Origin of the sequence: Streptococcus sp. 10824 (assembly GCF_013276595.1) — a bacterium.
In the GTDB taxonomy this organism is placed as follows: domain Bacteria; phylum Bacillota; class Bacilli; order Lactobacillales; family Streptococcaceae; genus Streptococcus; species Streptococcus pseudopneumoniae.
The window spans coordinates 1-21,887 of record NZ_VMLH01000011.1 but is presented as its reverse complement, the minus strand read 5'-3'; the positions used below and the strand labels follow the sequence as shown (position 1 = coordinate 21,887).

At 42.8% G+C, this 21,887-nt stretch carries 18 protein-coding genes and 1 pseudogene; 5 read left to right on the top strand and 14 right to left on the bottom strand.

Annotated features, from left to right (window positions below):
- Window positions 1–469: 469 nt before the first annotated feature.
- Both HT701_RS01515 and HT701_RS01510 read left to right on the top strand, forming a co-directional pair.
- Window positions 470–670 (top strand): annotated as a pseudogene (locus HT701_RS01515) (IS30 family transposase); the annotation flags it as partial.
- A 399-nt stretch (window positions 671–1,069) separates the two neighbouring features.
- The gene (locus HT701_RS01510) at window positions 1,070–1,687 is read left to right on the top strand and encodes a TVP38/TMEM64 family protein (protein ID WP_023940844.1); all 618 of its coding nucleotides are present in this window, start codon (window positions 1,070–1,072) and stop codon (window positions 1,685–1,687) included.
- 42 nt (window positions 1,688–1,729) lie between these two features.
- On the opposite strand, the gene scrK is transcribed toward HT701_RS01510, so the two are convergent.
- Window positions 1,730–2,617 (bottom strand): fructokinase ScrK, encoded by an 888-nt coding sequence (gene scrK / locus HT701_RS01505; protein ID WP_000164309.1) that lies wholly within the window; start codon window positions 2,615–2,617, stop codon window positions 1,730–1,732.
- A 149-nt stretch (window positions 2,618–2,766) separates the two neighbouring features.
- Window positions 2,767–4,653: a sucrose-specific PTS transporter subunit IIBC gene (locus HT701_RS01500; RefSeq protein WP_166731956.1), complete on the bottom strand. Its 1,887-nt coding sequence runs from the start codon at window positions 4,651–4,653 to the stop codon at window positions 2,767–2,769.
- 382 nt (window positions 4,654–5,035) lie between these two features.
- Between HT701_RS01500 and HT701_RS01495 the strand changes: the two genes are divergently transcribed.
- Both HT701_RS01495 and HT701_RS01490 read left to right on the top strand, forming a co-directional pair.
- Complete coding sequence (locus HT701_RS01495) at window positions 5,036–6,490, top strand: glycoside hydrolase family 32 protein (RefSeq protein WP_166731955.1); 1,455 nt, start codon at window positions 5,036–5,038, stop codon at window positions 6,488–6,490.
- Window positions 6,471–7,436 (top strand): LacI family DNA-binding transcriptional regulator, encoded by a 966-nt coding sequence (locus tag HT701_RS01490; RefSeq protein WP_000226012.1) that lies wholly within the window; start codon window positions 6,471–6,473, stop codon window positions 7,434–7,436. Before HT701_RS01495 ends, HT701_RS01490 begins: the two co-directional genes overlap by 20 nt.
- Window positions 7,437–7,471: 35 nt before the next feature.
- On the opposite strand, the gene HT701_RS01485 is transcribed toward HT701_RS01490, so the two are convergent.
- The 12 genes from HT701_RS01485 to gmk all read right to left on the bottom strand — a co-directional run bounded on the left by HT701_RS01485 (window position 7,472) and on the right by gmk (window position 20,194).
- A complete protein-coding gene (locus HT701_RS01485) occupies window positions 7,472–8,746 on the bottom strand; it encodes a hydroxymethylglutaryl-CoA reductase, degradative (RefSeq protein WP_138701898.1) in 1,275 nt (424 codons plus the stop codon).
- Window positions 8,746–9,918: a hydroxymethylglutaryl-CoA synthase gene (locus HT701_RS01480; RefSeq protein WP_000151945.1), complete on the bottom strand. Its 1,173-nt coding sequence runs from the start codon at window positions 9,916–9,918 to the stop codon at window positions 8,746–8,748. Before HT701_RS01480 ends, HT701_RS01485 begins: the two co-directional genes overlap by 1 nt.
- 130 nt (window positions 9,919–10,048) lie before the next feature.
- On the bottom strand, window positions 10,049–10,297 hold the full coding sequence (locus HT701_RS01475; protein ID WP_025170610.1) for a hypothetical protein: 249 nt from the start codon (window positions 10,295–10,297) through the stop codon (window positions 10,049–10,051).
- A 160-nt stretch (window positions 10,298–10,457) separates the two neighbouring features.
- A complete protein-coding gene (locus tag HT701_RS01470; RefSeq protein ID WP_000172685.1) occupies window positions 10,458–10,907 on the bottom strand; it encodes a threonine/serine exporter family protein in 450 nt (149 codons plus the stop codon).
- Between the two features lies 1 nt (window position 10,908).
- Complete coding sequence (locus tag HT701_RS01465) at window positions 10,909–11,667, bottom strand: threonine/serine exporter family protein (protein WP_000392948.1); 759 nt, start codon at window positions 11,665–11,667, stop codon at window positions 10,909–10,911.
- Between the two features lie 114 nt (window positions 11,668–11,781).
- On the bottom strand, window positions 11,782–13,761 hold the full coding sequence (gene stkP / locus HT701_RS01460) for a serine/threonine-protein kinase StkP (protein ID WP_000614553.1): 1,980 nt from the start codon (window positions 13,759–13,761) through the stop codon (window positions 11,782–11,784).
- Complete coding sequence (locus HT701_RS01455; protein ID WP_000406237.1) at window positions 13,758–14,498, bottom strand: Stp1/IreP family PP2C-type Ser/Thr phosphatase; 741 nt, start codon at window positions 14,496–14,498, stop codon at window positions 13,758–13,760. The genes stkP and HT701_RS01455 overlap by 4 nt, the downstream gene beginning before the upstream one ends.
- A 14-nt stretch (window positions 14,499–14,512) precedes the next feature.
- Window positions 14,513–15,826, bottom strand: coding sequence for a 16S rRNA (cytosine(967)-C(5))-methyltransferase RsmB (rsmB, locus tag HT701_RS01450; RefSeq protein WP_014017339.1), 1,314 nt, complete (start codon window positions 15,824–15,826; stop codon window positions 14,513–14,515).
- Window positions 15,819–16,754: a methionyl-tRNA formyltransferase gene (fmt, locus tag HT701_RS01445; protein WP_000163714.1), complete on the bottom strand. Its 936-nt coding sequence runs from the start codon at window positions 16,752–16,754 to the stop codon at window positions 15,819–15,821. Before fmt ends, rsmB begins: the two co-directional genes overlap by 8 nt.
- 12 nt (window positions 16,755–16,766) lie before the next feature.
- Complete coding sequence (locus HT701_RS01440; protein ID WP_000233902.1) at window positions 16,767–19,163, bottom strand: primosomal protein N'; 2,397 nt, start codon at window positions 19,161–19,163, stop codon at window positions 16,767–16,769.
- A 65-nt stretch (window positions 19,164–19,228) separates the two neighbouring features.
- Window positions 19,229–19,543, bottom strand: a complete 315-nt coding sequence (rpoZ, locus tag HT701_RS01435; protein ID WP_000979235.1) for a DNA-directed RNA polymerase subunit omega — start codon at window positions 19,541–19,543, stop codon at window positions 19,229–19,231.
- Window positions 19,544–19,567: 24 nt separating this feature from the next.
- Window positions 19,568–20,194 (bottom strand): guanylate kinase, encoded by a 627-nt coding sequence (gene gmk, locus HT701_RS01430; protein WP_000775034.1) that lies wholly within the window; start codon window positions 20,192–20,194, stop codon window positions 19,568–19,570.
- Window positions 20,195–20,474: 280 nt separating this feature from the next.
- Between gmk and nagA the strand changes: the two genes are divergently transcribed.
- Window positions 20,475–21,626: an N-acetylglucosamine-6-phosphate deacetylase gene (gene nagA, locus HT701_RS01425; protein ID WP_001134440.1), complete on the top strand. Its 1,152-nt coding sequence runs from the start codon at window positions 20,475–20,477 to the stop codon at window positions 21,624–21,626.
- Window positions 21,627–21,887: the final 261 nt, after the last annotated feature.

The following is a 21,887-nucleotide window of genomic DNA, read 5'->3' as shown; positions in this document are numbered from 1 at the left end:
AACTGACGAAGTCAGTAACTATATCTACAGCAAGGCAAAGCTGACGTGGTTTGAAGAGATTTTCGAAGAGTATTAGTGATAAATCCATTATACAGTAGCAAACTTAATTTATCCACTCTGCTCCTCAACTGTCAGTTTTTGGTCCTGAATTGTTATTTGAGTAACTCCTTTTTCCTCATAAAATTTTCTTCCTCTAAAATTTCTGGAAAAAAGCGAATAGTTTCAGACAACATTTTTTATAAAAAACAAGTTCATCTGTCATTTCAAGAAGGAGTAATCCTTTATCTACTAATGGACGGAACGGAATTCAACCGCTTGTCCCATATGTTTTCTAAGGATTATATAGTAAAATGAAATAAGAACAGGACAAATTGATCAGGACAGTCAAATTGATTTCTAACAATGTTTTAGAAGTAGATGTATACTATTCTAGTTTCAATCTGCTATATCTATTATGCACACCCCTATAGGATCTAATGAAAATCACAACAGGCTCATTCATAGATGGTTACCTCAGGAAACTAAGAAAACGACTACAAAGGAAGTCGCATTCATCGAAAAGTGGATGAACAACTATCCTAAAAAATGCTTGAACTACAAGTCCCCCAGAGAAGACTTCTGGATGGCTTACTTGAACTTGAAATTTAGCAATAATTCATTCACCATCTAACTATATTTAATAATTATTTCAGAACTGATTAATATTAAAATTAACTAACGATTCAAAAGATTCATACTAGACATAAATTACGTCCATCAGAGAGACTCTTATTATTTTTAGATTTTAGTCTTTCTAGCTTCAGAACACATCTAAACTTTAGAGAAGATGACTATTCGAAAGCTCGAATGCCTCAAAATTATATCAGATAAGCTATTCGAACTTAGAATGCTTTTAAATTTATGGAATTGCGATTATTCGAAACCTAGAATGCATATAACCTTTAGTTGACAGACCTATTCTAAGTCTCGAAGGCCTGTATTCCCATCTATTTCTCATCAAAAACACTCATTCCCCCTTTCTCCTCCAAAATATGGTATAGTAGAAATATACTATCTATGAGGAGTTTACATGTCACAGGATAAACAAATGAAAGCTGTTTCTCCCCTTCTGCAGCACCTTATCAATATCTCATCGATTGCCGGTGGGGTTGGGAGTTTGATTTTCTGCATTTGGGCTTATCAGGCTGGGATTTTACAGTCCAAGGAAACCCTCTCTGCCTTTATCCAGCAGGCAGGCATCTGGGGGCCACCCCTCTTTATCTTTTTACAGATTTTACAAACGGTCGTCCCTATCATTCCTGGGGCCTTGACCTCGGTAGCTGGGGTCTTTATCTACGGTCACATCATCGGGACAATCTACAACTATATCGGTATCGTGATTGGCTGTGCCATTATCTTTTATCTGGTGCGCCTCTATGGGGCCGCCTTTGTCCAGTCTGTCGTCAGCAAGCGCACCTATGACAAGTACATCGGCTGGTTGGACAAGGGCAATCGTTTTGACCGTTTCTTTATCTTTATGATGATTTGGCCCATTAGTCCAGCTGACTTTCTCTGTATGCTGGCTGCCCTGACCAAGATGAGTTTCAAGCGCTATATGACCATCATCATTCTAACCAAGCCCTTTACCCTCGTGGTTTATACCTACGGTCTGACCTATATTATCGACTTCTTCTGGCAAATGCTTTGACACGTAAAAAATCCGTTTGGTTTCCCAAACGGATTTTGTGCTTTATTTTGAAACTTCTTTTGCAAGAACAAAGTTCCCAAGTGTGGCAGAACCATTTCCTGCTACTGCTGGAGTAACGATATAGTCACGCACATCTGGCACTGGTAGGTAACCATTGAGAAGAGCTGTAAATTTCTCACGGACACGGTCCAACATGTGTTGTTGAGCCATGACCCCTCCACCAAAGACAATCACGTCTGGGCGGAAAGTCACTGTCGCATTAACCGCAGCTTGAGCGATATAGTAGGCTTGGACATCCCAAACAGGGTTGTTGAGTTCAATGTTTTCCCCACGAACACCTGTACGAGCTTCCAAACTTGGACCAGCTGCATAGCCTTCCAGACATCCCTTATGGAAAGGACAAACACCCTTAAACTCTTTTTCAATATCCATTGGATGTCTAGCAACATAATAATGACCCATTTCAGGATGACCCACACCGCCGATAAACTCACCACGTTGGATGACACCTGCACCGATACCTGTACCGATTGTGTAGTAAACCAAGTTTTCGATACGACCACCAGCATTGTTACGGGCAACCACTTCACCATAAGCAGAGCTGTTTACGTCTGTTGTGAAGTACATTGGCACGTTGAGGGCGCGACGAAGAGCCCCAAGCAAGTCCACATTTGCCCAGTTTGGTTTTGGAGTCGTTGTGATAAAGCCATAAGTTTTTGAGTTTTTATCAATATCAATCGGACCAAATGAACCAACTGCAAGACCAGCAAGGTTATCGAATTTTGAGAAGAACTCGATGGTTTTATCGATTGTTTCGATTGGAGTTGTTGTTGGAAATTGTGTTTTTTCTACAACGTTAAAATTTTCATCACCGACAGCACAGACAAACTTTGTACCGCCCGCTTCCAAGCTTCCATATAATTTTGTCATGATAAACCTCTTGTTTTTATTTTCTTTATTATAGCATATTTCGAAAGTCTAAATTTCTCTATTTTTTAGATTTTCCTCTGTAAATCTTACCATTCAAGCAAAAACGAACAAACATGTCATTTGTTCGTTTTCACATTAAAGAGGATTGATTAGATTTTCACTTCGATCACAGCATCCCCCTTAGCAACTGAACCTGTTGCGACTGGAGCTACTGAAGCATAGTCAGCTGTATTTGTAACGATAAGCATTGTTGTATCATCAAGTCCAGCTGAAGCGATTTTGTTTGAGTCAAATGTTCCAAGAACATCGCCAACTTTAACCTTATCACCTTGAGCAACTTTTGCTTCAAAACCGTCACCGTTCATAGACACAGTGTCAATACCAACGTGGATCAAAACTTCAGCACCATTTCTTGTTTTCAAACCAAAAGCGTGTCCTGTTGGAAAGGCAATTGAAACTTCAGCATCAGCTGGTGCATATACCACTCCTTGGCTAGGTTTCACAGCGATACCTTGTCCCATAGCTCCACTTGAGAAGACTGGGTCATTGACATCAGCAAGAGCTACAACATCACCAACGATAGGAGTTACAAGTGTTTCATTTTGAAGAGCTGCTGGAATGTTACCAGTTGTTTCTTCTTGGACCAAACGTTCTGTCTCTACTTCAGTAGCAACTTCTTTTTCATCCTCATAACCAAACATGTAAGTAAGAGCAAAACCAAGGGCAAATGATACAGCTACCATAAGAAGGTATTGGACAAGTTGTCCGTTACCGATGTAAAGCATTGTACCAGGGATGATGGTGATACCATTACCAGTACCAGCAAGTCCAAGGATTGAAGCCAATCCACCACCGATTGCACCAGCAATCAATGAAAGGAAGAATGGTTTACGGAAGCGCAAATTCACCCCGAAGATAGCAGGCTCTGTAATACCGAGGAAGGCAGAAAGAGCAGCTGGGAAAGCAAGTGTTTTTAGTTTTGGATTTTTTGTTTTAACACCAACCGCAACAGTCGCAGCACCTTGAGCTGTCATAGCAGCAGTGATGATAGCATTGAATGGGTTAGCATGGTCAGCAGCAAGCAATTGCACTTCAAGCAAGTTGAAGATGTGGTGCACACCTGACACGACGATCAATTGGTGAACCCCACCAATCAAGAAACCACCAAAACCAAATGGCAAGCTAAGGATCGCTTTTGTAGCGATAAGGATGTAGTTTTCAACGACATGGAAGACTGGTCCAATGACAAAGAGTCCAAGGATAGACATGACCAAAAGTGTCACAAATGGCGTTACTAAGAGGTCGATGACATCTGGAACAACCTTGCGGACAGCTTTTTCAAATTTAGCTCCGACAACTCCGATGATGAAGGCTGGAAGAACGGAACCTTGCAAACCAACAACAGGGATGAAACCAAAGAAGTTCATGGCTGTTACTTCACCACCTGAAGCGACTGCCCAAGCGTTTGGAAGTGAGCCAGAAACAAGCATCATACCAAGAACGATACCAACGGCAGGATTTCCACCGAATACACGGAAGGTTGACCACACAACCAAACCTGGTAAGATAATGAAGGCTGTATCTGTCAAGATTTGAGTGTAAGTTGTCACGTCAGCTGGAAGTGTCATTCCAAGAGCAGTCAAGAGACCACGCACACCCATGAAGAGACCTGTCGCTACGATAACTGGGATGATTGGAACGAAAACGTCACCGAAAGTACGGATAGCACGTTGGAACCAATTCCCTTGTTTAGCAGCTTCTGCTTTCATGTCATCTTTAGATGATGTTGACAAACCAAGTGCAACAACTTCATCGTACATTTTGTTAACGGTACCAGTACCAAAGATGATTTGGTATTGACCTGAGTTAAAGAAAGCACCTTGAACTTTTTCCAAATTCTCAATTACTTCTTTATTGATTTTCCCCTCATCTTTGACCATGACACGTAGACGAGTCGCACAGTGGGCAACACTGTTGACATTTTCACGTCCGCCCAAGGCATCGATGACTTTTTTTGCAATTTCCTGATTGTTCATTTGCAAAAATCTCCTTATATAACATTTTGTTCTTGTTTGAAAGCGATTTTATTCGCCCTTACGACTATTATTTTATCATGTTTCAGAAATATGTCAAGCGTTTTGCAGAAAAAATGTTCTATCCACTTAGTGGGCACGCTTTAGATTGATTGTTTTTGATTATTTTATCAGATATTCCTTGAAAAAATAAGTTTGAAATCTTAGTTGAAAAGGTTTTTATTTCATTATCTTTCATATTTTCGTGAAAATTTGATTGATTTCCTGAATTTATTTTATGACTAACGTTTGACAGTTTTTTCTCTTTTTTAACATAAAAGACTTGCTTTTTTAACCGAAAACGGTTACTATTAAAAGTAATAAGATTTTTGGAGGAATAAAATAAATGGAATGGACAACTGAGCGTCGTTATAGACCCTATGAAGATTGGACGCAAGAAGAAATTCAAAATATAAAGAAAAATATAGCACAATCTCCATGGCATACTCATTACCATGTTGAGCCAAAAACAGGACTTCTCAACGACCCAAATGGCTTTTCTTACTTTGATGGCAAGTGGATCCTCTTTTACCAGAATTTTCCTTTTGGTGCAGCCCACGGTTTGAAATCTTGGGCACAGCTAGAAAGTGATGATTTGATTCACTTTAGAGAAACTGGAATCAAAGTTTTACCAGATACTCCATTAGATAGCCACGGTGCCTACTCTGGTTCTGCCATGCAGTTTGGCGATAACTTGTTCCTATTTTATACAGGAAATGTTCGCGATGAAAACTGGATCCGTCACCCTTACCAGATTGGAGCTTTGATGGACAAGGATGGCAAGATTACCAAGATTGACAAGATCTTGATTGACCAGCCAGCAGACTCTACTGACCACTTCCGCGACCCGCAAATTTTTAATTTTAAGGGTCAATACTATGCCATCGTCGGTGGACAGGACTTGGAGAAAAAAGGCTTCGTCCGTCTCTACAAGGCTGTTGACAACGACTATACAAACTGGCAAGCTGTTGGCGACCTTGACTTTGCTAACGACCGCACTGCCTACATGATGGAATGTCCAAATCTGGTCTTTGTAGGGGAACAACCTGTCCTTCTCTACTGCCCACAAGGATTGGATAAGAAAGTTCTAGACTACGATAATATCTTTCCAAATATGTATAAGATCGGGACTTCCTTTGACCCTGAAAATGCTAAAATGGTAGATGTATCTCAACTTCAAAACATGGACTATGGTTTCGAAGCCTATGCAACTCAAGCCTTCAACGCTCCTGATGGACGTGCTCTAGCTGTTAGCTGGCTTGGCTTGCCTGATGTTTCATATCCATCTGACCGTTTTGACCACCAAGGAACCTTCTCTTTGGTCAAGGAACTCACTATCAAAGACGGCAAACTCTACCAATACCCAGTCGCAGCTATCAAGGACCTTCGTGCTTCTGAAGAAGCCTTCTCAAACCGTGCCCAAACTAAGAACGCTTACGAACTTGAACTCAACTTGGAAACTAATAGCCAGAGCGAGATTGTCTTACTTGCTGATCAAGAAGGCAAGGGACTTTCCATCAACTTTGACCTTGTAAATGGTCAAGTAACAGTGGATCGTAGCCAGGCTGGAGAACAGTATGCCCAAGAATTTGGAACTACTCGCTCTTGCCCTATCGACAATCAAGCTACTACTGCTACGATTTTCATCGATAACTCTGTCTTTGAAATTTTCATCAATAAAGGAGAAAAAGTATTTTCTGGTCGTGTCTTCCCACATGCGGACCAAAATGGGATCCTCATCAAATCTGGAAACCCAACTGGAACTTACTATGAATTAGATTATGGTCGCAAAACTAACTGATGTCGCCAAACTTGCAGGCGTCAGCCCTACTACCGTTTCTCGGGTTATCAACAAAAAAGGGTATCTATCTGAAAAAACCATCCAAAAAGTCAATGAAGCCATGAGAGAATTGGGCTATAAACCCAACAACCTGGCTCGTAGTCTGCAAGGAAAATCGGCTAAGTTAATCGGCTTGATTTTCCCCAACATTTCCAACGTTTTCTATGCAGAATTGATTGATAAGCTGGAACACCAACTCTTCAAAAATGGTTACAAGACCATCATCTGCAACAGTGAGCACGATTCTGAAAAGGAACGCGAATACATCGAAATGTTGGAAGCCAATCAGGTGGACGGCATCATTTCTGGTAGTCACAACTTGGGAATCGAAGACTACAATCGTGTGACAGCGCCGATTATTTCCTTTGACCGAAACCTATCGCCAGACATCCCTGTCGTCTCCTCTGACAACTATGCTGGTGGGGTTCTTGCTGCCCAGACCTTGGTTAAGACAGGTGCCCAATCTATCATCATGATTACAGGGAATGACAATTCCAATTCACCAACTGGACTACGCCACGCTGGTTTTGCATCTGTACTCCCCCAAGCTCCTATTATCAATGTTTCCAGTGACTTTTCTCCCGTCAGAAAAGAAATGGAAATCAAGAATATCTTAACTCGACAAGAGCCAGATGCCATCTTTGCTTCAGATGACTTAACTGCTATTCTAGTCATTAAAATTGCTCAAGAACTGGGCATTTCTGTCCCTGAAGAGCTCAAGGTCATCGGCTATGATGGTACTTACTTTATCGAAAATTACTACCCTCAATTGGCTACCATCAAGCAACCTATGGAAGAAATTGCCTGCCTCACTGTTGACCTCCTCTTGCAAAAGATCGAAGGCAAGGAAGTCACCACAACTGGTTACTTTTTGCCAGTTACTCTTTTACCAGGAAAAAGTATTTAAATACAAGAAAACTCAGACCGAATTCGTCTGAGTTTTTATGATCTTAAATTTTCTAGGTAGCGCTGGGCTGTCTCTAGGTTAAAGGTTTTATCTGCGATGAGGCGCTCGACTAGGGGAGCAACTTCGGATTCACTAGCACCTGCGAGAAGTGCCAAAGATTTAGCCTGCAATTTCATGTGGCCTTGCTGAATCCCTGTACTCACCAAGGCTTTGAGGGCCGCAAAATTTTGAGCAAGACCGATGGACACGATAATCTGGGCTAATTCTCTGGCAGAAGGATTTCCTAGTAGATCATGACTGAGAGCTACACGTGGGTTGAGGCCGATAGAGCCACCCTTGGTCGCTACAGGCATGGGTAAGGTCATCTCACCGACCAATTCTTCTCTTTCAAGATCCAGCGTCCAGCGACTGAGACCTTGATAGCGCCCGTCTCGACTAGCAAAGGCATGAGCCCCCGCCTCAATGGCACGCCAGTCATTACCAGTGGCAATCAAAATGGCATCAATACCGTTAAAAATCCCTTTATTGTGGGTAGCCGCTCGATAAGGATCAGCTTGCGCAAACTGACTAGCCAAGGCTATCTTCTCTGCAATTTCTCGTCCTTGCTCCTTTTGGCGGATCAAGTAGCGAAAGGCGATGCGACAGCTTGCAGTCACCAGAGAATCAGTTGCGTAGTTGGACAGGATTCCCATGAGACTCTGTCCCTGACTGAGTTCTTCTAAGACTGGTTTCAAGGCTTCCAGCATGGTGTTGAGCATATTGGCACCCATGGCTTCCTGGGTATCGACATGAATATAAACAACGAGAAAGTCTGGTTCGCCTTTTATCTGCTCGACATGCAGATCACGCGCCCCACCTCCACGTTTAACGATAGAAGGATAGGCTTGATTGGCAAGTTCTAGGAGCTCTGCTTTCTTGCTAGCAATCTTCTCTTGCGCTTGTTCAGGGTCAGCAACTTGATAAAGGGCTACCTGTCCAATCATCTGGCGCTCATGAACCTGAGCAGTAAAGCCACCTGCTCGCTTGATGATTTTACTAGCATAGCTGGCCGCAGCAACCACGGACGGTTCTTCTGTCACATAGGGAACTGTGTATTCCTGACCGTTAACGAGAACCTCTGGGACCAGCGAATAAGGCAGAGAAAAAGTTCCCACCACATTCTCACTCAGCTGGTCTGCCACAGTTACACTCATCTGTTCATCCTGCTCTAAACTCTCTTGCCTCTCAGGACTAAGGAACGCCTGAGCTTTTAACAGCTCGTGGCGCTCTTGGTATGATTTTTTAGAAAATCCATTCCAACTTATCTTCATTATTTTTCAACCTTGCTATAACGGCGTTGGTGGTCAACAATTTCAACCAAGGCAAAATCTTGATTTTCATAGCCAGCAAACTGAGCAGAATTTGTTTCATCTAAGTCTACTTCTTCAAAGAAGACTTTTTCATAGTCTGCAACAGATAAGGCAGTTCGTTGGTTGAGCTTGTTCAAGCGGTCTTTATCCAGATAAGCTTCATAACCTTCAACCAATTCACCGCTGAAGAACTCAGCTACAGCACCACTTCCGTAACTATAAAGGGCGATTTTATCCCCAGCCTTCAAGCTATCTGTATTTTCCAAGAGAGACAGAAGCCCAAGGAAAAGTGAACCTGTGTAGATATTCCCCACCTTTTGACTGTAAAGAATAGACTGGTCAAAATGCTTTTGCAAGAGGTCTTTTTTCTCTTGAGGCAGGCTCTTATCCATGATTTTTTTCAAACCTTTTAAGGCTAATTTAGGATAAGGCAAATGGAAACAAACAGCCGCAAAATCATCCAAAGTAAGCTGGTAGCGTTTTTGATATTCAAGCCAAGTCGTTTTCAAACTATCCAAATATTGTTGGGTAGAATAGACACCATTTACATAAGGAGTTGTCGAGTAATTTGGACGCCAAAAATCCATGATGTCACGGGTTTGAGCAACATTGTCATTATTAAAGGCCATCATGCGTGGATTTTGTGTAATCAACATGGCCACACTGCCGGCACCTTGAGTTGGTTCTCCTGGAGTTTCAATACCGTACTTGGCAATATCACTGGCAATGACCAAGACCTTGGACTCTGGAGAATTTTCCACATGCAATTTGGCATAATGAAGGGCAGCTGTCGCTCCATAGCAGGCTTCTTTAATCTCGAAACTACGCGCAAAGGGCTGAATACCCAGCAAGCCATGCACAAAGACGGCTGCAGCCTTACTCTGGTCAATTCCTGACTCGGTCGCCACAATGACCATGTCAATTTCTGCTCTTTCTTGCTCAGTTAAAATAAAGTCACTAGCACTGGCCGCCAAGGTCACGATGTCCTCAGTTAAGGGCGCAATACTCAATTCCTCGAGTAAGAGTCCTTTGCTTAATTTTTCAGGGTCAATTCCCCTCGCTTCTGCTAAGTCTTGTAACTTCAAGACATATTGACTGGTCGCAAAACCAATCTTATCAATACCGATTGTCATATTTACCTCTGTTTTATCATTCATGTAAAAAATCGTTCGGTACTATTTTATCACAAATGGCAGTAAAAGAGATAAAAAAGACTTGATTCACCAAATCAAGCCTCTTATTGGTCATAATTTCAAAGAATGATTAGTTGCTAGAGAGTTCACCGATATAAGTAGCTTTATAAGCCCCATTCTCAGTTATCAGTTCCTGGAGGATTAAATTTCCTGAGTAAGTCCTTCCCATCTCATCTACAAATTCTTGATAAAACTGACTGGTCGGAATTTCTCTGACATCCTTATCAAATGTCTTGTCAAGTGTTTTACTAACCTTTTCGGCAATCAACTGATGCTCTTGTAATCCACTTTGAAACTCTGAACCCAAACTAGAAACCATGACTGGGATAAGCAACAAAGTCAGTAGACTTACAGACAATAAGGAAAATAGTGATTTTTTCATGATTTTTCCTCCTTTATATAGAGAGAATAGCATACATAGAAAGCCTTGTCACTATATTTATCTCATTTTTCAGAAAATTCTTTTATTTCTGTAAAGTCTACGATACTCGATGTGTTTTTATATAATGATACAGTCTGAGAATCACTGTTCCGCTAGCCATTCCAATGGAAATGACCAGAGCCAGCATAACAACTAATGTTGCACTTGCCAGCGCTTTATTATAGTCCCCTGTCACAAAAAAGGCAGTTGTCCGATAGGAGAGATAACCCGGAACCAAGGGTGCCAAGATTGCTAAGATAAAGACCACAGCAGGAGTCTTATAAAGAATACTTAAAATCTGGCTGACACAAGAACCTATAATGGCTGCAATAAAAGTAGCCACAATAACATTGGTCGGTTCCTTGAGCAAGAGATAGACTAGCCAGACAGCCATGCCCAAAATTCCTCCTGGTAAGAGCATGGACCGCTGAACATTGAGTACGATTAGAAAGGTAATAATAGCAAGAAGACTTGCTACTGCTTGTAATAAAAAGGTTATTAGTGTCATATTAGTTCATCAATACCAAGGCGACAGAAGTTCCTGCCCCTAAAGCAAGGGTAATGAGCAGGGATTCAAACATCTTGCTCATACCAGAGTTTATGTGGTTGGTCATAATATCACGAACCGCATTGGTCAAGGCAATTCCTGGAACAAACGGCATGACCGCACCAGCTATAATCAAGTCTGCCGTTGAAGGAAAGCCTGTGTAGCGAGCCCAAAACTGGGCAATCATTCCAAAGACGAAGGCCCCAGCAAAGGCTGTCACAAAGGGAATTCGGATAAACTTCTCCACATAGAGGGAAAAGGCAAAACCAAATAAGGTCGCCACTCCTGCCCCAAGTGCGTCGTAGATATTTCCACTAAACATAACCGAAAAGAAAGGAGCACTTAAGGTCGCAGCCAGAGTTACCTGCAACTTAGTATAGGGAAGGGGTTGGGCCTGCAAGGCCGTCAATTGCTTAAAGGCTGTTTCTAAATCAATCTGCCCCCCAACCAGCTGACGAGAAATCTGGTTCACATCGCAGACTTTTTCGATGTTATAAGAAGAGGAGGTCACCCGCTTCATGCGCGAAATATTGGTATTTTCAATAGAGAAAAAGATAGCGGCAGGCATGGCAAGGACATTGCAATCCACAATCCCCTGCGAATGCGCAATCCGAATCATGGTATCTTCTACGCGATGAATCTCTGAACCACTTTTAAGGAGAATAGTCCCCGCTAGCATAATCACATCGATGACGGCATTTAATTCTCTTGATTCTTCCATGCGTTCCTCCTTTTATCAACTCCTTCTATTCTATCACAAATCTGGAGTCAAAAAAAATCTTTGCCATGAAATCATGACAAAGATTGATTACTTATTTTGATTATCCATCTGATTTTAAGGAGTAGCTGAACTTGTTTTAGGTTTGTAGATTGAAATCTTGACCCTTGTCTTATTGAGGTCTACCTTTTCACCTGCTCTAGGACTTTGTTCAACAACCATGCCTTCTGCACTACCTGCAGGCGCTTTCGTCACTTCTACAACTTCTATATTGGCTTCCTTAATCCCAACAATTTGAATCAAATTGTTCTTAGTAAACTCCAAGCTGGAACCAATGTAACTCGGCATGGCAACACTTGTAACTTTTTTAGCTACTGTCAAGACGATTTGAGTAGGTTTACTCAAATCATAAGGGATACCTGCACCTGGACTTTGTTTCATAATCGTTCCTGGTTCGCTTTCGCTGGACTCTTCTTCCTCTATCTTAATCAAATTCTCAGGAACCTTCTTCTGCTTGAGTTCTGAGATGACTTCTGTAGAGTTCCGTCCAATATAGTTCCCTAATTGAATCGTCGTAGCTTTTTTAGCCACTGTCAAGACAATTTGAGTTGCCTTGCTTAAGTCATAGGTCGTACCTTCTGGTAGACTTTGCTTCATGACCGTTCCAGCCTCACTCTCCTTGGACTCTTCTTCCTCAATTTTAATCAAATTATCTGGAACTTTTTTCTCTTTTAATTCCGCAATGACATCAGAGGATTTCCGGCCGACATAATTACTAATTTGGAAGGATTGTTTGCCTGATGAGACAACCAAATTGATTTTCGTTCCTTCTTTTCGACCAGTTCCAGCGCCAGGATCTGTACGGATAATCCGCCCTTCCTCCACCTTTTCACTGGCCTCTGACTTCTCCTCTCCAATCTCAAAATTGGCTTTTTTGAGCGTTTCCTTGGCTTCCGCAACTGTCTGACCTGCCACATCTGGAATAGAAATGGTTGCAGGAGTTCTGGATAGTATCCAAATAAGAGAAGCTGCCACCAATACAAGGCTGGCCAAAAAAATCAGGTAACGCATCTTAAATCTACGTTTTTTCGGTGCTTGTGGTTGGTAAGTTTCCTCTGTCACAGCCTGGCTTGGTTTTTTGATTGGTTTGTGTTCTGTCTGCGCTTGAACCTTAGGAATAGATGTCAAGGTACTCTGGGAAACCTTCGGTAAGGTCTTGGTATCTGCCTTAGTCGCATCGTCAAAGATCAGCTTTGGTTCATTACGACGATTATAAGACAAACTACTAGACAAATCCACATACATCTCAGCAACTGATTTATAGCGATCTGTCAATTTCTTAGCAGTTGCCTTGATAACAACATTCTCCAAAGCCTGGGGCACAGATGGATTCTCAGCAATAACGGACGGCAGGGGTTTTTGGAAATGCTGGAGGGCGATGGTCACTGCACTATCCCCATCATAAGGGATATGGCCTGTCAGCATCTCATAGAAAATGATCCCCATGGCATAGATATCACTTTGTACAGTCGCCTTAGAACCACGCGCCTGCTCTGGTGACAAGTAATGAACGGAGCCCAGCATCGAGTTAGTCTGAGTCAGACTCGTCTCAGCAAAGGCTACTGCAATCCCAAAGTCTGTAACCTTGACAGTCCCATCTGGTGTCAAGAGGATGTTTTGAGGTTTCAAGTCCCTGTGAACAATCCCTCTGGTATGAGCCAAACGCATGGCGAGAAGAATTTGTCCCATGATACGGACGGCTTCTTCATTAGAAAGAGGATAGTGTTCCTTGATATAGCGTTTAAGGTCAAGTCCAGCCACATACTCCATAGCGAGGTACTGTTGACCGTCTTCCTCACCAATATCTGTTATCCGAACGATATGAGGATGGTCTAAATCTGCCATAGCTCTCGCTTCACGCTGAAAACGAGCTACAGCTATCGGGTCCGTCTGGTAGTTAGTCCTCAGAACCTTCACTGCCACTTCTTCCCCGTCTAGAATCAAATCTTTGGCTAAGTAAACATCTGCCATGCCTCCTCGACCAATCTGTTTGACAATCCGATAGCGTCCGGCAAAAATCTTGCCGATTTGGATCATTCTGCATCCTCCTCGTTCATAGAAACAAGGGCAACCGTAATGTTGTCTAAACCTCCTGCATTGTTAGCAAAACGAACAAGTGTCTCCGTTTTATCTGCTAAAGGAATATCACTGGTTACAATATCCCGAATCTCACTGCCTGAAATCATGTTGGTCAAGCCGTCACTATTGAGCAAGAGATAGTCACCTGACTCAAGGATCACTGTCCCAAAATCAGGCTGAATTTCATCTTTTTGCCCAATAGACTGGGTGATAATATTTTTTTGCGGATGAGCTTCTGCCTCTTCTGGTGTCAATTGACCAGCCTTGAGTAATTCATTGACCAAAGAATGGTCGCTCGTCAACTGATGGTATTCTTCTCCACGAATCAAGCCGATACGCGAATCACCAATATGAGCATAGATAGCCTGATTATCGATAATAGCAAGGACTTCCAAAGTAGTTCCCATACCTCTGTAAGCTTCATCCTGACCAAGCTGGTGAATCTTTTGATTTTCAATTTCTAGGTAATGGGCGAACCATTCACGCACTTCATTGACTGTATCGATTTGGGTATCAACCCAAGCTATACCTAGGTCTGTTACCGCCATTTCACTAGCGATATTCCCTGCGCGATGACCTCCCATCCCATCAGCTAAAATAATCATAGTACGTCCAGCTCTATTGACATAGTGGTTGACATAGTCTTGGTTATTTGTCCGTTTCTGACCAACATCTGTTAATAATGAAATTTCCATGTGTCAGTTCCTTCCTAATCCGATATCTTGCGAAATTGACTGATGAAGAATCCATCACTTCCATACAATTCAGGTGTAATGAGGATACAGCCGTCTTTCATGATATCCTTACATTCATGTTCTAGCTTTACCTGCTCGAACTCAGGATGACTTTCTAAAAACGCCTCAACGACTTGAAAATTCTCCTCTGAGACAATAGTACAGGTACTATAAGTTATTATACCACCTTTGCCTAGTGTTTGACAAACACTACCTAATATTTCTAGCTGAATTTCCTGTAAGGACGCGAAATCTGCCGTTTCTTTATTGTATTTGATATCTGGTTTTCGGCGCAAAAGACCGATTCCTGAACAGGGAGCATCCACTAAAATCTTATCAAATGAATCCTGACTAAAAAACTCATGCACCTTTCTGGCATCCAATTTTTGCCTTTGAACCCGATCTGCAACTCCCAGACGTTGAGCATTTTCTTGAATTAAGTCCAACTTGTGATCGTACAAGTCCAGAGCAGTAACCTGACCTGTCGTGAGATAAGAGGCTATATGGGCTGTTTTCCCACCCGGAGCCGCACAGGCATCAAGCACTCGCTCATCTCCCTGCAAATTCAAAGTTGGCGCAACCAGCTGACTAGACTCGTCTTGGATGGTTATAGTCCCTTCTGCAAACAAATCATGGCCTGCAAAATGCCCTTGCTCCTTAACCAGACCAGTGGTTGCTAAAAGGGAATTATTCGCCTCCAATAAGGCTTGGATTTCCTCTTTTCGGCTTAAATCAGTTACACGAATACTGGCCTTGTTTCGCACCAAGAGACTTTCAAAAATAGCTTGCGCTCGCTCCTCTCCGTATTCTTCCTTGAGCTTTGCAACTAGCCAAACCGGAAGGGAATAAGCGATGGAGTCACGCTTGTTTTTTCGTTTGATGCTAGCAATATCTGGCCAGCCTTCACGCAAGATACGGCGAAGGACGGCGTTGACCAATTTTTCACTGCCTTTTTTACGGACTTTGGCCAATTCCACTGCTTCATTGACCACAGCATAATCTGGAATCTTGTTCAAATAGCGGAGCTGGTAGGCACTCATGAGAAGAAGGACATAGAGCCAGTTATCTAACTTATCTCTGTCTTCGATAAAATGGGATAGGTACCATTCCAGAGTCAGTTTACGGGCTACCGTTCCATAGACTAGCTCGGTCACTAAGCCCTTGTCTGCTGCCGAAAGTTGACTTCCCTTGAGATGCTTATTTAAGGCGATATTTGAGTATGCTTGATTGATAAAAACATCCTCTAATACTGCCAGGGCTAAACTTCTAGCCGTTTCTACTTTAGTCACCAAATCGTTCTCCTACAGTCAATGTACGTCCAACTCCGTTGAGGAAGGAAGCGATGTCCATCTTAGGCTTACCAGCTGGCTGCACTTGCTTAAGAGACAAAGCTCCTTCTGCCGTTGCGACAATCAATTCTTTCTTGCCGATAGAGAGAATCTCTCCTGGATTTCCCTGACCTTCTACTGGCAGGGCTTCATAAATCTTAAAGCGGTCGCCCTTAAGGAAAGTATGGGCAACAGGCCAGGGGTTCATCCCTCTGATTTGGTTGAAAAGTTGACGATTGCTTTTAGTCCAATCCAACTTTTCTTCCTCTGGCTTGATATTTGGCGAGAAAGTAACCTGACTTGGATCCTGCGGTTCAGGTTTGATGTCACCAGCAATGTAGGCAGGCAAAGTATCCAAAAGCAAATCACGACCAACTAGCGCCAATTTTTCAAACAAGGTGCCAACATTGTCCTCATCTGTGATCGGAATACTACGACGAGAAATCATATCCCCTGCATCCATTTCCTTAACCATCTCCATAATGGTTACACCAGCTTCCTCATCACCTTGAATCAAGGCATAATGGATCGGAGCACCACCACGATGTTTAGGAAGGAGTGACGCGTGAACGTTGACCGCAAAGTCCATGCTATCAAGGAGTTTACTTGGGAGAAACTGGCCAAAAGCGGCAGTCACAATCCCATCTGCTCCTAGCTTCATAAGATCTTCCATCTCTGGACTTCCAGATAGTTTTTCAGGTTGGTAGATAGGAAGTCCTGCCTCTTTTGCAGCTTGTTTAACTGGGGTTTCCTGGATAACTTTTTTACGTCCGACAGCACGGTCTGGCTGGGTCACAACGGCTAGAATTTCGTAACGGTTATCTGTCAAAAGTCCTTTTAAGACTGTTGCTGAAAAGTCGGGTGTCCCCATAAAGATTAGTTTTGTCATATCTTCTCCTTCTTATAAAAATTGCTGTGGCTCATGGTCAATGCTGAGACGGAGCTCACTATTTTCCCTTTCTTGAGTCAAGGCCAAGACCTGGTTGAGGGTTGGTCCCAGCTCATCTTCTAAACGGTATTTAATTAAAATCTGGTAATGATAGAGGTTGTGAGTACGGGCGATGGGTTTGGGCGTTGGCCCGAGGATGTTACTGGTTTCAGACAAACCTGACCGCAAAATGTTCATGACTTCATAGGCACGTTTGACCACCTCTTCTTCTTTCTTGTGAGAAAGGGTAATGCCAATGGTGAAATAGTAAGGTGGATAGCCAAGTTGTCGTCTGATACCCATTTCATAAGCATAAAAGCCTTCGTAGTCCTGGTCTTTTGCAAATCGAATAGCGTAGTGCTGAGGATTGTAAGACTGAATCAAGACCTGCCCAGCTTTTTCAGCACGTCCTGCTCGACCTGCCACCTGAGTCAAGAGCTGGAAGGTTCTCTCAGAAGAACGGAAATCAGGCAGATTCAAGGCCGTATCCGCATTTAGAACACCGACTAGGGTCACATTTGGAAAATCCAATCCCTTGGCAATCATCTGAGTACCTAGTAAAATATCTGCTTCTCCTCGCCCAAACTGGTCAAGCAGAGCTTGGTGACTACCTTTCTTACGAGTCGTGTCCACATCCATGCGCAGAATGCGAGCCTGGGGAAAGAGTTCTGCTAGCTCGTCATAAGCCTTCTGTGTCCCTGTCCCATAGTAGCGAATACTGCGGCTCTTACAGTTAGGACAGACCTGAGGAATGTCCTTCGAAAAACCACAATAATGGCAGTTCATATTCTTGGTATCCATGTGCAAGGTCAAGGAAATATCACAGTTGGGACAAGTATCCACCGTCCCACACTCCCGACACATGACAAAGCTAGAATAACCACGGCGATTGAGCATGAGAACCACCTGCTCTTTTTTAGCCAGACGGTCCTGAATCGCTTCTAGCAAAGGAGGCGTAAAATTTGACGTCTCGTTTTGTCCGATATAGTCCCGAAAGTCAATCACTTGAACCTCAGGGATTCTAGCTAAAGGATTGGCGCGTTGGGTCAGACGTAAATGTTGATAAACGCCTTTGCCAGCCCGAGCACGGCTTTCCAGACTAGGAGTTGCTGAACCAAGCACCAGAGCCGCTTGATTATAATGAGCCCGTAAAATAGCCACCTCTCTAGCATGGTAACGGGGATTACTGTCCTGCTTATAAGTCGCTTCATGCTCCTCATCGATAATCATGACACCTAGATTTTTCAGCGGAGCAAAGATGGCAGATCTAGCACCAACAACAACTTGGGCATCGCCGCGTTCCACCTTGCGCCATTCATCATACTTTTCACCATTGGACAGGCCTGAGTGAAGAATGGCCACTTTCTTACCAAAGCGAGCAATAAAACGCTCCGTCATCTGCAGAGTCAAGGAAATCTCAGGCACTAACAAGATGGCTGTTTTCCCCTTATCCAAAGCTCCTTGGATTATTTGTAAGTAAACCTCGGTCTTCCCACTTCCTGTGATCCCTTGAAGGAGGAAGGGAGGCTGATGACTACCAATAGCACTCACAACCGCATCACGCGCCTGTCTTTGCTCTGGATTCAACTCCAAAGGCTGACTTGCTTCAATCCCTTCAAAATAAGCAGCCGAGCGTTGCACTTCCTTTTGGACTATGGACACAGCACCTTGTTCCACAAAAAAGTTGACCTGCTCCCGTGAGTAGGACTCTAACAAACTAGCCAAGGAAGCACTCTCAGGATGAGACAGCAAGTAATCTCTCAATTCCAACTTTTTCTTGGCACGCGCAGATATTTCAACACCTTCTAATTGAGCTAGATTCACCTCATACCAAGACTGGGTCTTGACCTTCTTTTGATCGACTGCCTGATATTCCAGACCAAGTAGGCCTTTTCTAGTCAAACGCATCATTTCAGCTTGCTTACCTAAATCCAGAGAAGAAAAGGCTAGTGAATCTTCAGAACCAAACAAGCGCTCTCGGTCTTCCTGACTCAGACCTTCCAGAGGATAGAGAATCTTGTCATAGCTAGAATTTAGAAATCCCGGTAGCATAGCCTTGAGAATAGAGATTTTGTAAGAAAATACAGATTTGCGGAGCTCCTCAGCCAGCCAGAGTTGTTCTTGCGTGAGAACAGGAGAAAAATCCAGTACCTCGGCAATATCTTTTAAATCTTGACTTACCCCTTCTTCATCCACTTGGGACTCCAAACCAAGAACAATCCCTTGAATCAGGCGATTGCCCTTACCAAAAGGCACATGAACCCGCATCCCAACTTCTAGCATTCCCTCAAATTCCTTAGGAATCTTGTAACTATAGGGCTGGTCCGTCTGCATCAAGGGCACATCTACAATAATATTGGCTATAACCATCTTCTCACCTCCTCCTTGTCAGTACATTCTTACAATAGAAAAAATAAGATTGAGTCCCCCCAACCTTAAATTTTTTCACCATCTTCTTTTTCTTTAGCGATTTGCTCTTTGATTTTCTTTTCTTCTTCTTCTTTGCGGCGTTTTTCTTCTTCGATACGGCGACGCACTGCTTCACGTTTCCCTTCTGGGTCTGGGTGAATGGTTACGTTTCCTGATTCGATTTCTTCTAGAGCGCGAAGAGTTGATTTTTCAGACTTGAATCCTTGAGTTGCTGGTGCACCTGCTTCCAATTCGTGGGCACGTTTTGCTTCCAAGATTACGAGTGAATATTTTGAAGGAACCTTGTCGAGCAAGGTATCAATAGAGGGTTTTAACATCATTTGCTTGTACCTATTTTCTAAATTTTATCGGGTAGTTGGAGACTTTGGTAACATCTCCTGATAGTGACCAATGACACGGTCCACACGGAAGTGCTCTGCTTCGATCACACGTTTGACACGCTCAGCAGCTAGGGGCACCTGATCGTTGACAATCGCATAATCATACTCACGCATGAGAGCAATTTCTTCCTTGGCTTTTTCGATTCGTTGGGCAATCACTTCTGCGCTATCTGTTCCACGACCTACCAAGCGGTCTTGTAATTCATCCAAATCTGGTGGTGTCAGGAAGATAAAGACAGCATCTGGAACCTTTTTCTTAACCTGAAGAGCACCCTGAACTTCAATTTCAAGGAAAACATCGATTCCCTTGTCCAAGGTTTCATTGACGTAGGTCAGAGGAGTTCCATAGTAGTTGCCGACATATTCTGCGTATTCCAACATCTGTCCTTGACGAATCAGCTCTTCAAACTCTTCACGAGTACGGAAGAAATAGTCACCACCGTCCACTTCTCCAGGACGTTGTGCGCGTGTCGTCATCGATACAGAGTATTGAAATTGATTTTCAGAACTCTCAAAAATCTCTCTTCTAACCGTTCCTTTGCCAACCCCTGAAGGACCAGAAAAAACGATTAGTAAGCCTCGGTCTGCCATTGTGTCTCCTTTTAGTCAGTCTGTGAAATAACATTTCTCTAGAATAATGGCAAAAAGCCAGATTATCCTTTACAGTCTTTCTATCTAGTGTAACAAAAAAGCAGTAATTTTTCAACTGCTCTTTCTTATTTATTTAGATGTGTTGTGATTCGAACGTGAAATATCGCTTTTAAAATATCTTCAGAAAATAGGTCTATACCATTTACAAATGAAAAAGAAAGGTTTATAATGTAATTGACATAATAAATTGTAGAATCAATTTTTTAAGGAGGTTAACATTATGCCTAACTATATTAAAGCGGATCAGTTTTTCTACCCACACGGAGTTCGTCGAGGTGGTTACTTGGAACTTGTGGACGGCAAGTTTGGAAAACATGTAGAGCAGATTCCTGAAGGAGCTGAGGTGATTGACTATACAGGTTATAGCATTGCTCCAGGACTTGTGGATACCCACATTCATGGATTTGGCGGTGTGGATGTTATGGATAATAATATCGAAGGAACGCTTCATACTATGAGTGAAGGACTCCTCAGCATGGGGGTAACGAGCTTCTTGCCAACAACTTTGACATCGACTTATGAGCAATTGCTTGCGGTAACTGAAAATATCGGTGCTCGTTATCAAGAAGCAAGTGGCGCGAAAATTCGTGGAATTTATTTTGAAGGGCCTTATTTCACAGAGAAATACAAGGGGGCTCAAAACCCTGCCTACATGAAAGATCCTCGCATGGATGAGTTTCGTGCTTGGCAAAAAGCAGCAAATGGCTTGCTAAATAAAATTGCTCTTGCGCCAGAGCGTGAAGGTGTAGAAGACTTTGTACGGACTATCACCGGAGAAGGTGTAACGGTTGCTCTTGGGCACTCAAACGCGACTTTTGATGAAGCTAAAAAAGCAGTCGATGCTGGAGCGAGTGTTTGGGTACACGCCTACAATGGAATGCGTGGGTTGACTCACCGCGAACTGGGTATGGTTGGAGCCATGTATCAATTACCTCATACCTATGCAGAGTTGATCTGTGATGGCCATCACGTAGATCCAAAAGCCTGCGAAATTCTTATCAAACAAAAAGGGACAGAAAACATTGCTCTTATTACAGACTGTATGACAGCTGGTGGATTGGAAGACGGTGACTATATGTTGGGAGAATTCCCAGTTGTCGTTGCAAATGGAACTGCACGCCTCAAATCGACAGGTAACTTGGCAGGTTCTATCCTCAAACTCAAAGATGGTGTGAAGAATGTAGTCGAATGGGGAATTGCGAATCCGCATGAAGCAGTCATGATGGCCAGCTTCAACCCAGCTAAATCCGTTCACATCGATGACGTCTGTGGACAAATTCGTGAAGGTTATGATGCAGATTTTATTGTTTTAGACAAAGATTTGGAATTGGTAGCAACCTATCTAGATGGTGTGAAACGTTATCAAGCATAAGAGAGAAGAGTCTGGGCAAAAGTCTAATTTGAGGAGAAAATCCAGTAATACTCCTTTGAAGTCAAAAAGCAACAAACACTGTCAACTATTTGTTACAACTCCATTAATTAGTATTCCACTTTCTAAAATCAGTATTTTGAGCTGTGCAATCCAAGTCTTCTAATTTGTTTTTTAATTTCTGTTTAGTATAAATTTTACTTGGGCAGTAGACCAACTTGGAGCGTTTACGAGTTGTTCCAGGCTCAGTTTAGCTTGTTTTCT

Coding starts and splice junctions, on each gene's coding strand:
- HT701_RS01500 (WP_166731956.1), bottom strand. CDS start 4,653: ATGAACAATCAGGAAATTGCAAAAAAAGTCATCGATGCCTTGGGCGGA.
- HT701_RS01490 (WP_000226012.1), top strand. CDS start 6,471: ATGGTCGCAAAACTAACTGATGTCGCCAAACTTGCAGGCGTCAGCCCT.
- HT701_RS01440 (WP_000233902.1), bottom strand. CDS start 19,163: ATGGTTATAGCCAATATTATTGTAGATGTGCCCTTGATGCAGACGGAC.
- HT701_RS01455 (WP_000406237.1), bottom strand. CDS start 14,498: ATGGAAATTTCATTATTAACAGATGTTGGTCAGAAACGGACAAATAAC.
- HT701_RS01465 (WP_000392948.1), bottom strand. CDS start 11,667: ATGGAAGAATCAAGAGAATTAAATGCCGTCATCGATGTGATTATGCTA.
- HT701_RS01475 (WP_025170610.1), bottom strand. CDS start 10,297: ATGGTTTCTAGTTTGGGTTCAGAGTTTCAAAGTGGATTACAAGAGCAT.
- HT701_RS01480 (WP_000151945.1), bottom strand. CDS start 9,918: ATGACAATCGGTATTGATAAGATTGGTTTTGCGACCAGTCAATATGTC.
- gmk (WP_000775034.1), bottom strand. CDS start 20,194: ATGGCAGACCGAGGCTTACTAATCGTTTTTTCTGGTCCTTCAGGGGTT.
- HT701_RS01510 (WP_023940844.1), top strand. CDS start 1,070: ATGTCACAGGATAAACAAATGAAAGCTGTTTCTCCCCTTCTGCAGCAC.
- HT701_RS01495 (WP_166731955.1), top strand. CDS start 5,036: ATGGAATGGACAACTGAGCGTCGTTATAGACCCTATGAAGATTGGACG.
- HT701_RS01485 (WP_138701898.1), bottom strand. CDS start 8,746: ATGAAGATAAGTTGGAATGGATTTTCTAAAAAATCATACCAAGAGCGC.
- scrK (WP_000164309.1), bottom strand. CDS start 2,617: ATGACAAAATTATATGGAAGCTTGGAAGCGGGCGGTACAAAGTTTGTC.
- stkP (WP_000614553.1), bottom strand. CDS start 13,761: ATGATCCAAATCGGCAAGATTTTTGCCGGACGCTATCGGATTGTCAAA.
- rpoZ (WP_000979235.1), bottom strand. CDS start 19,543: ATGATGTTAAAACCCTCTATTGATACCTTGCTCGACAAGGTTCCTTCA.
- HT701_RS01470 (WP_000172685.1), bottom strand. CDS start 10,907: ATGACACTAATAACCTTTTTATTACAAGCAGTAGCAAGTCTTCTTGCT.
- nagA (WP_001134440.1), top strand. CDS start 20,475: ATGCCTAACTATATTAAAGCGGATCAGTTTTTCTACCCACACGGAGTT.
- fmt (WP_000163714.1), bottom strand. CDS start 16,754: ATGACAAAACTAATCTTTATGGGGACACCCGACTTTTCAGCAACAGTC.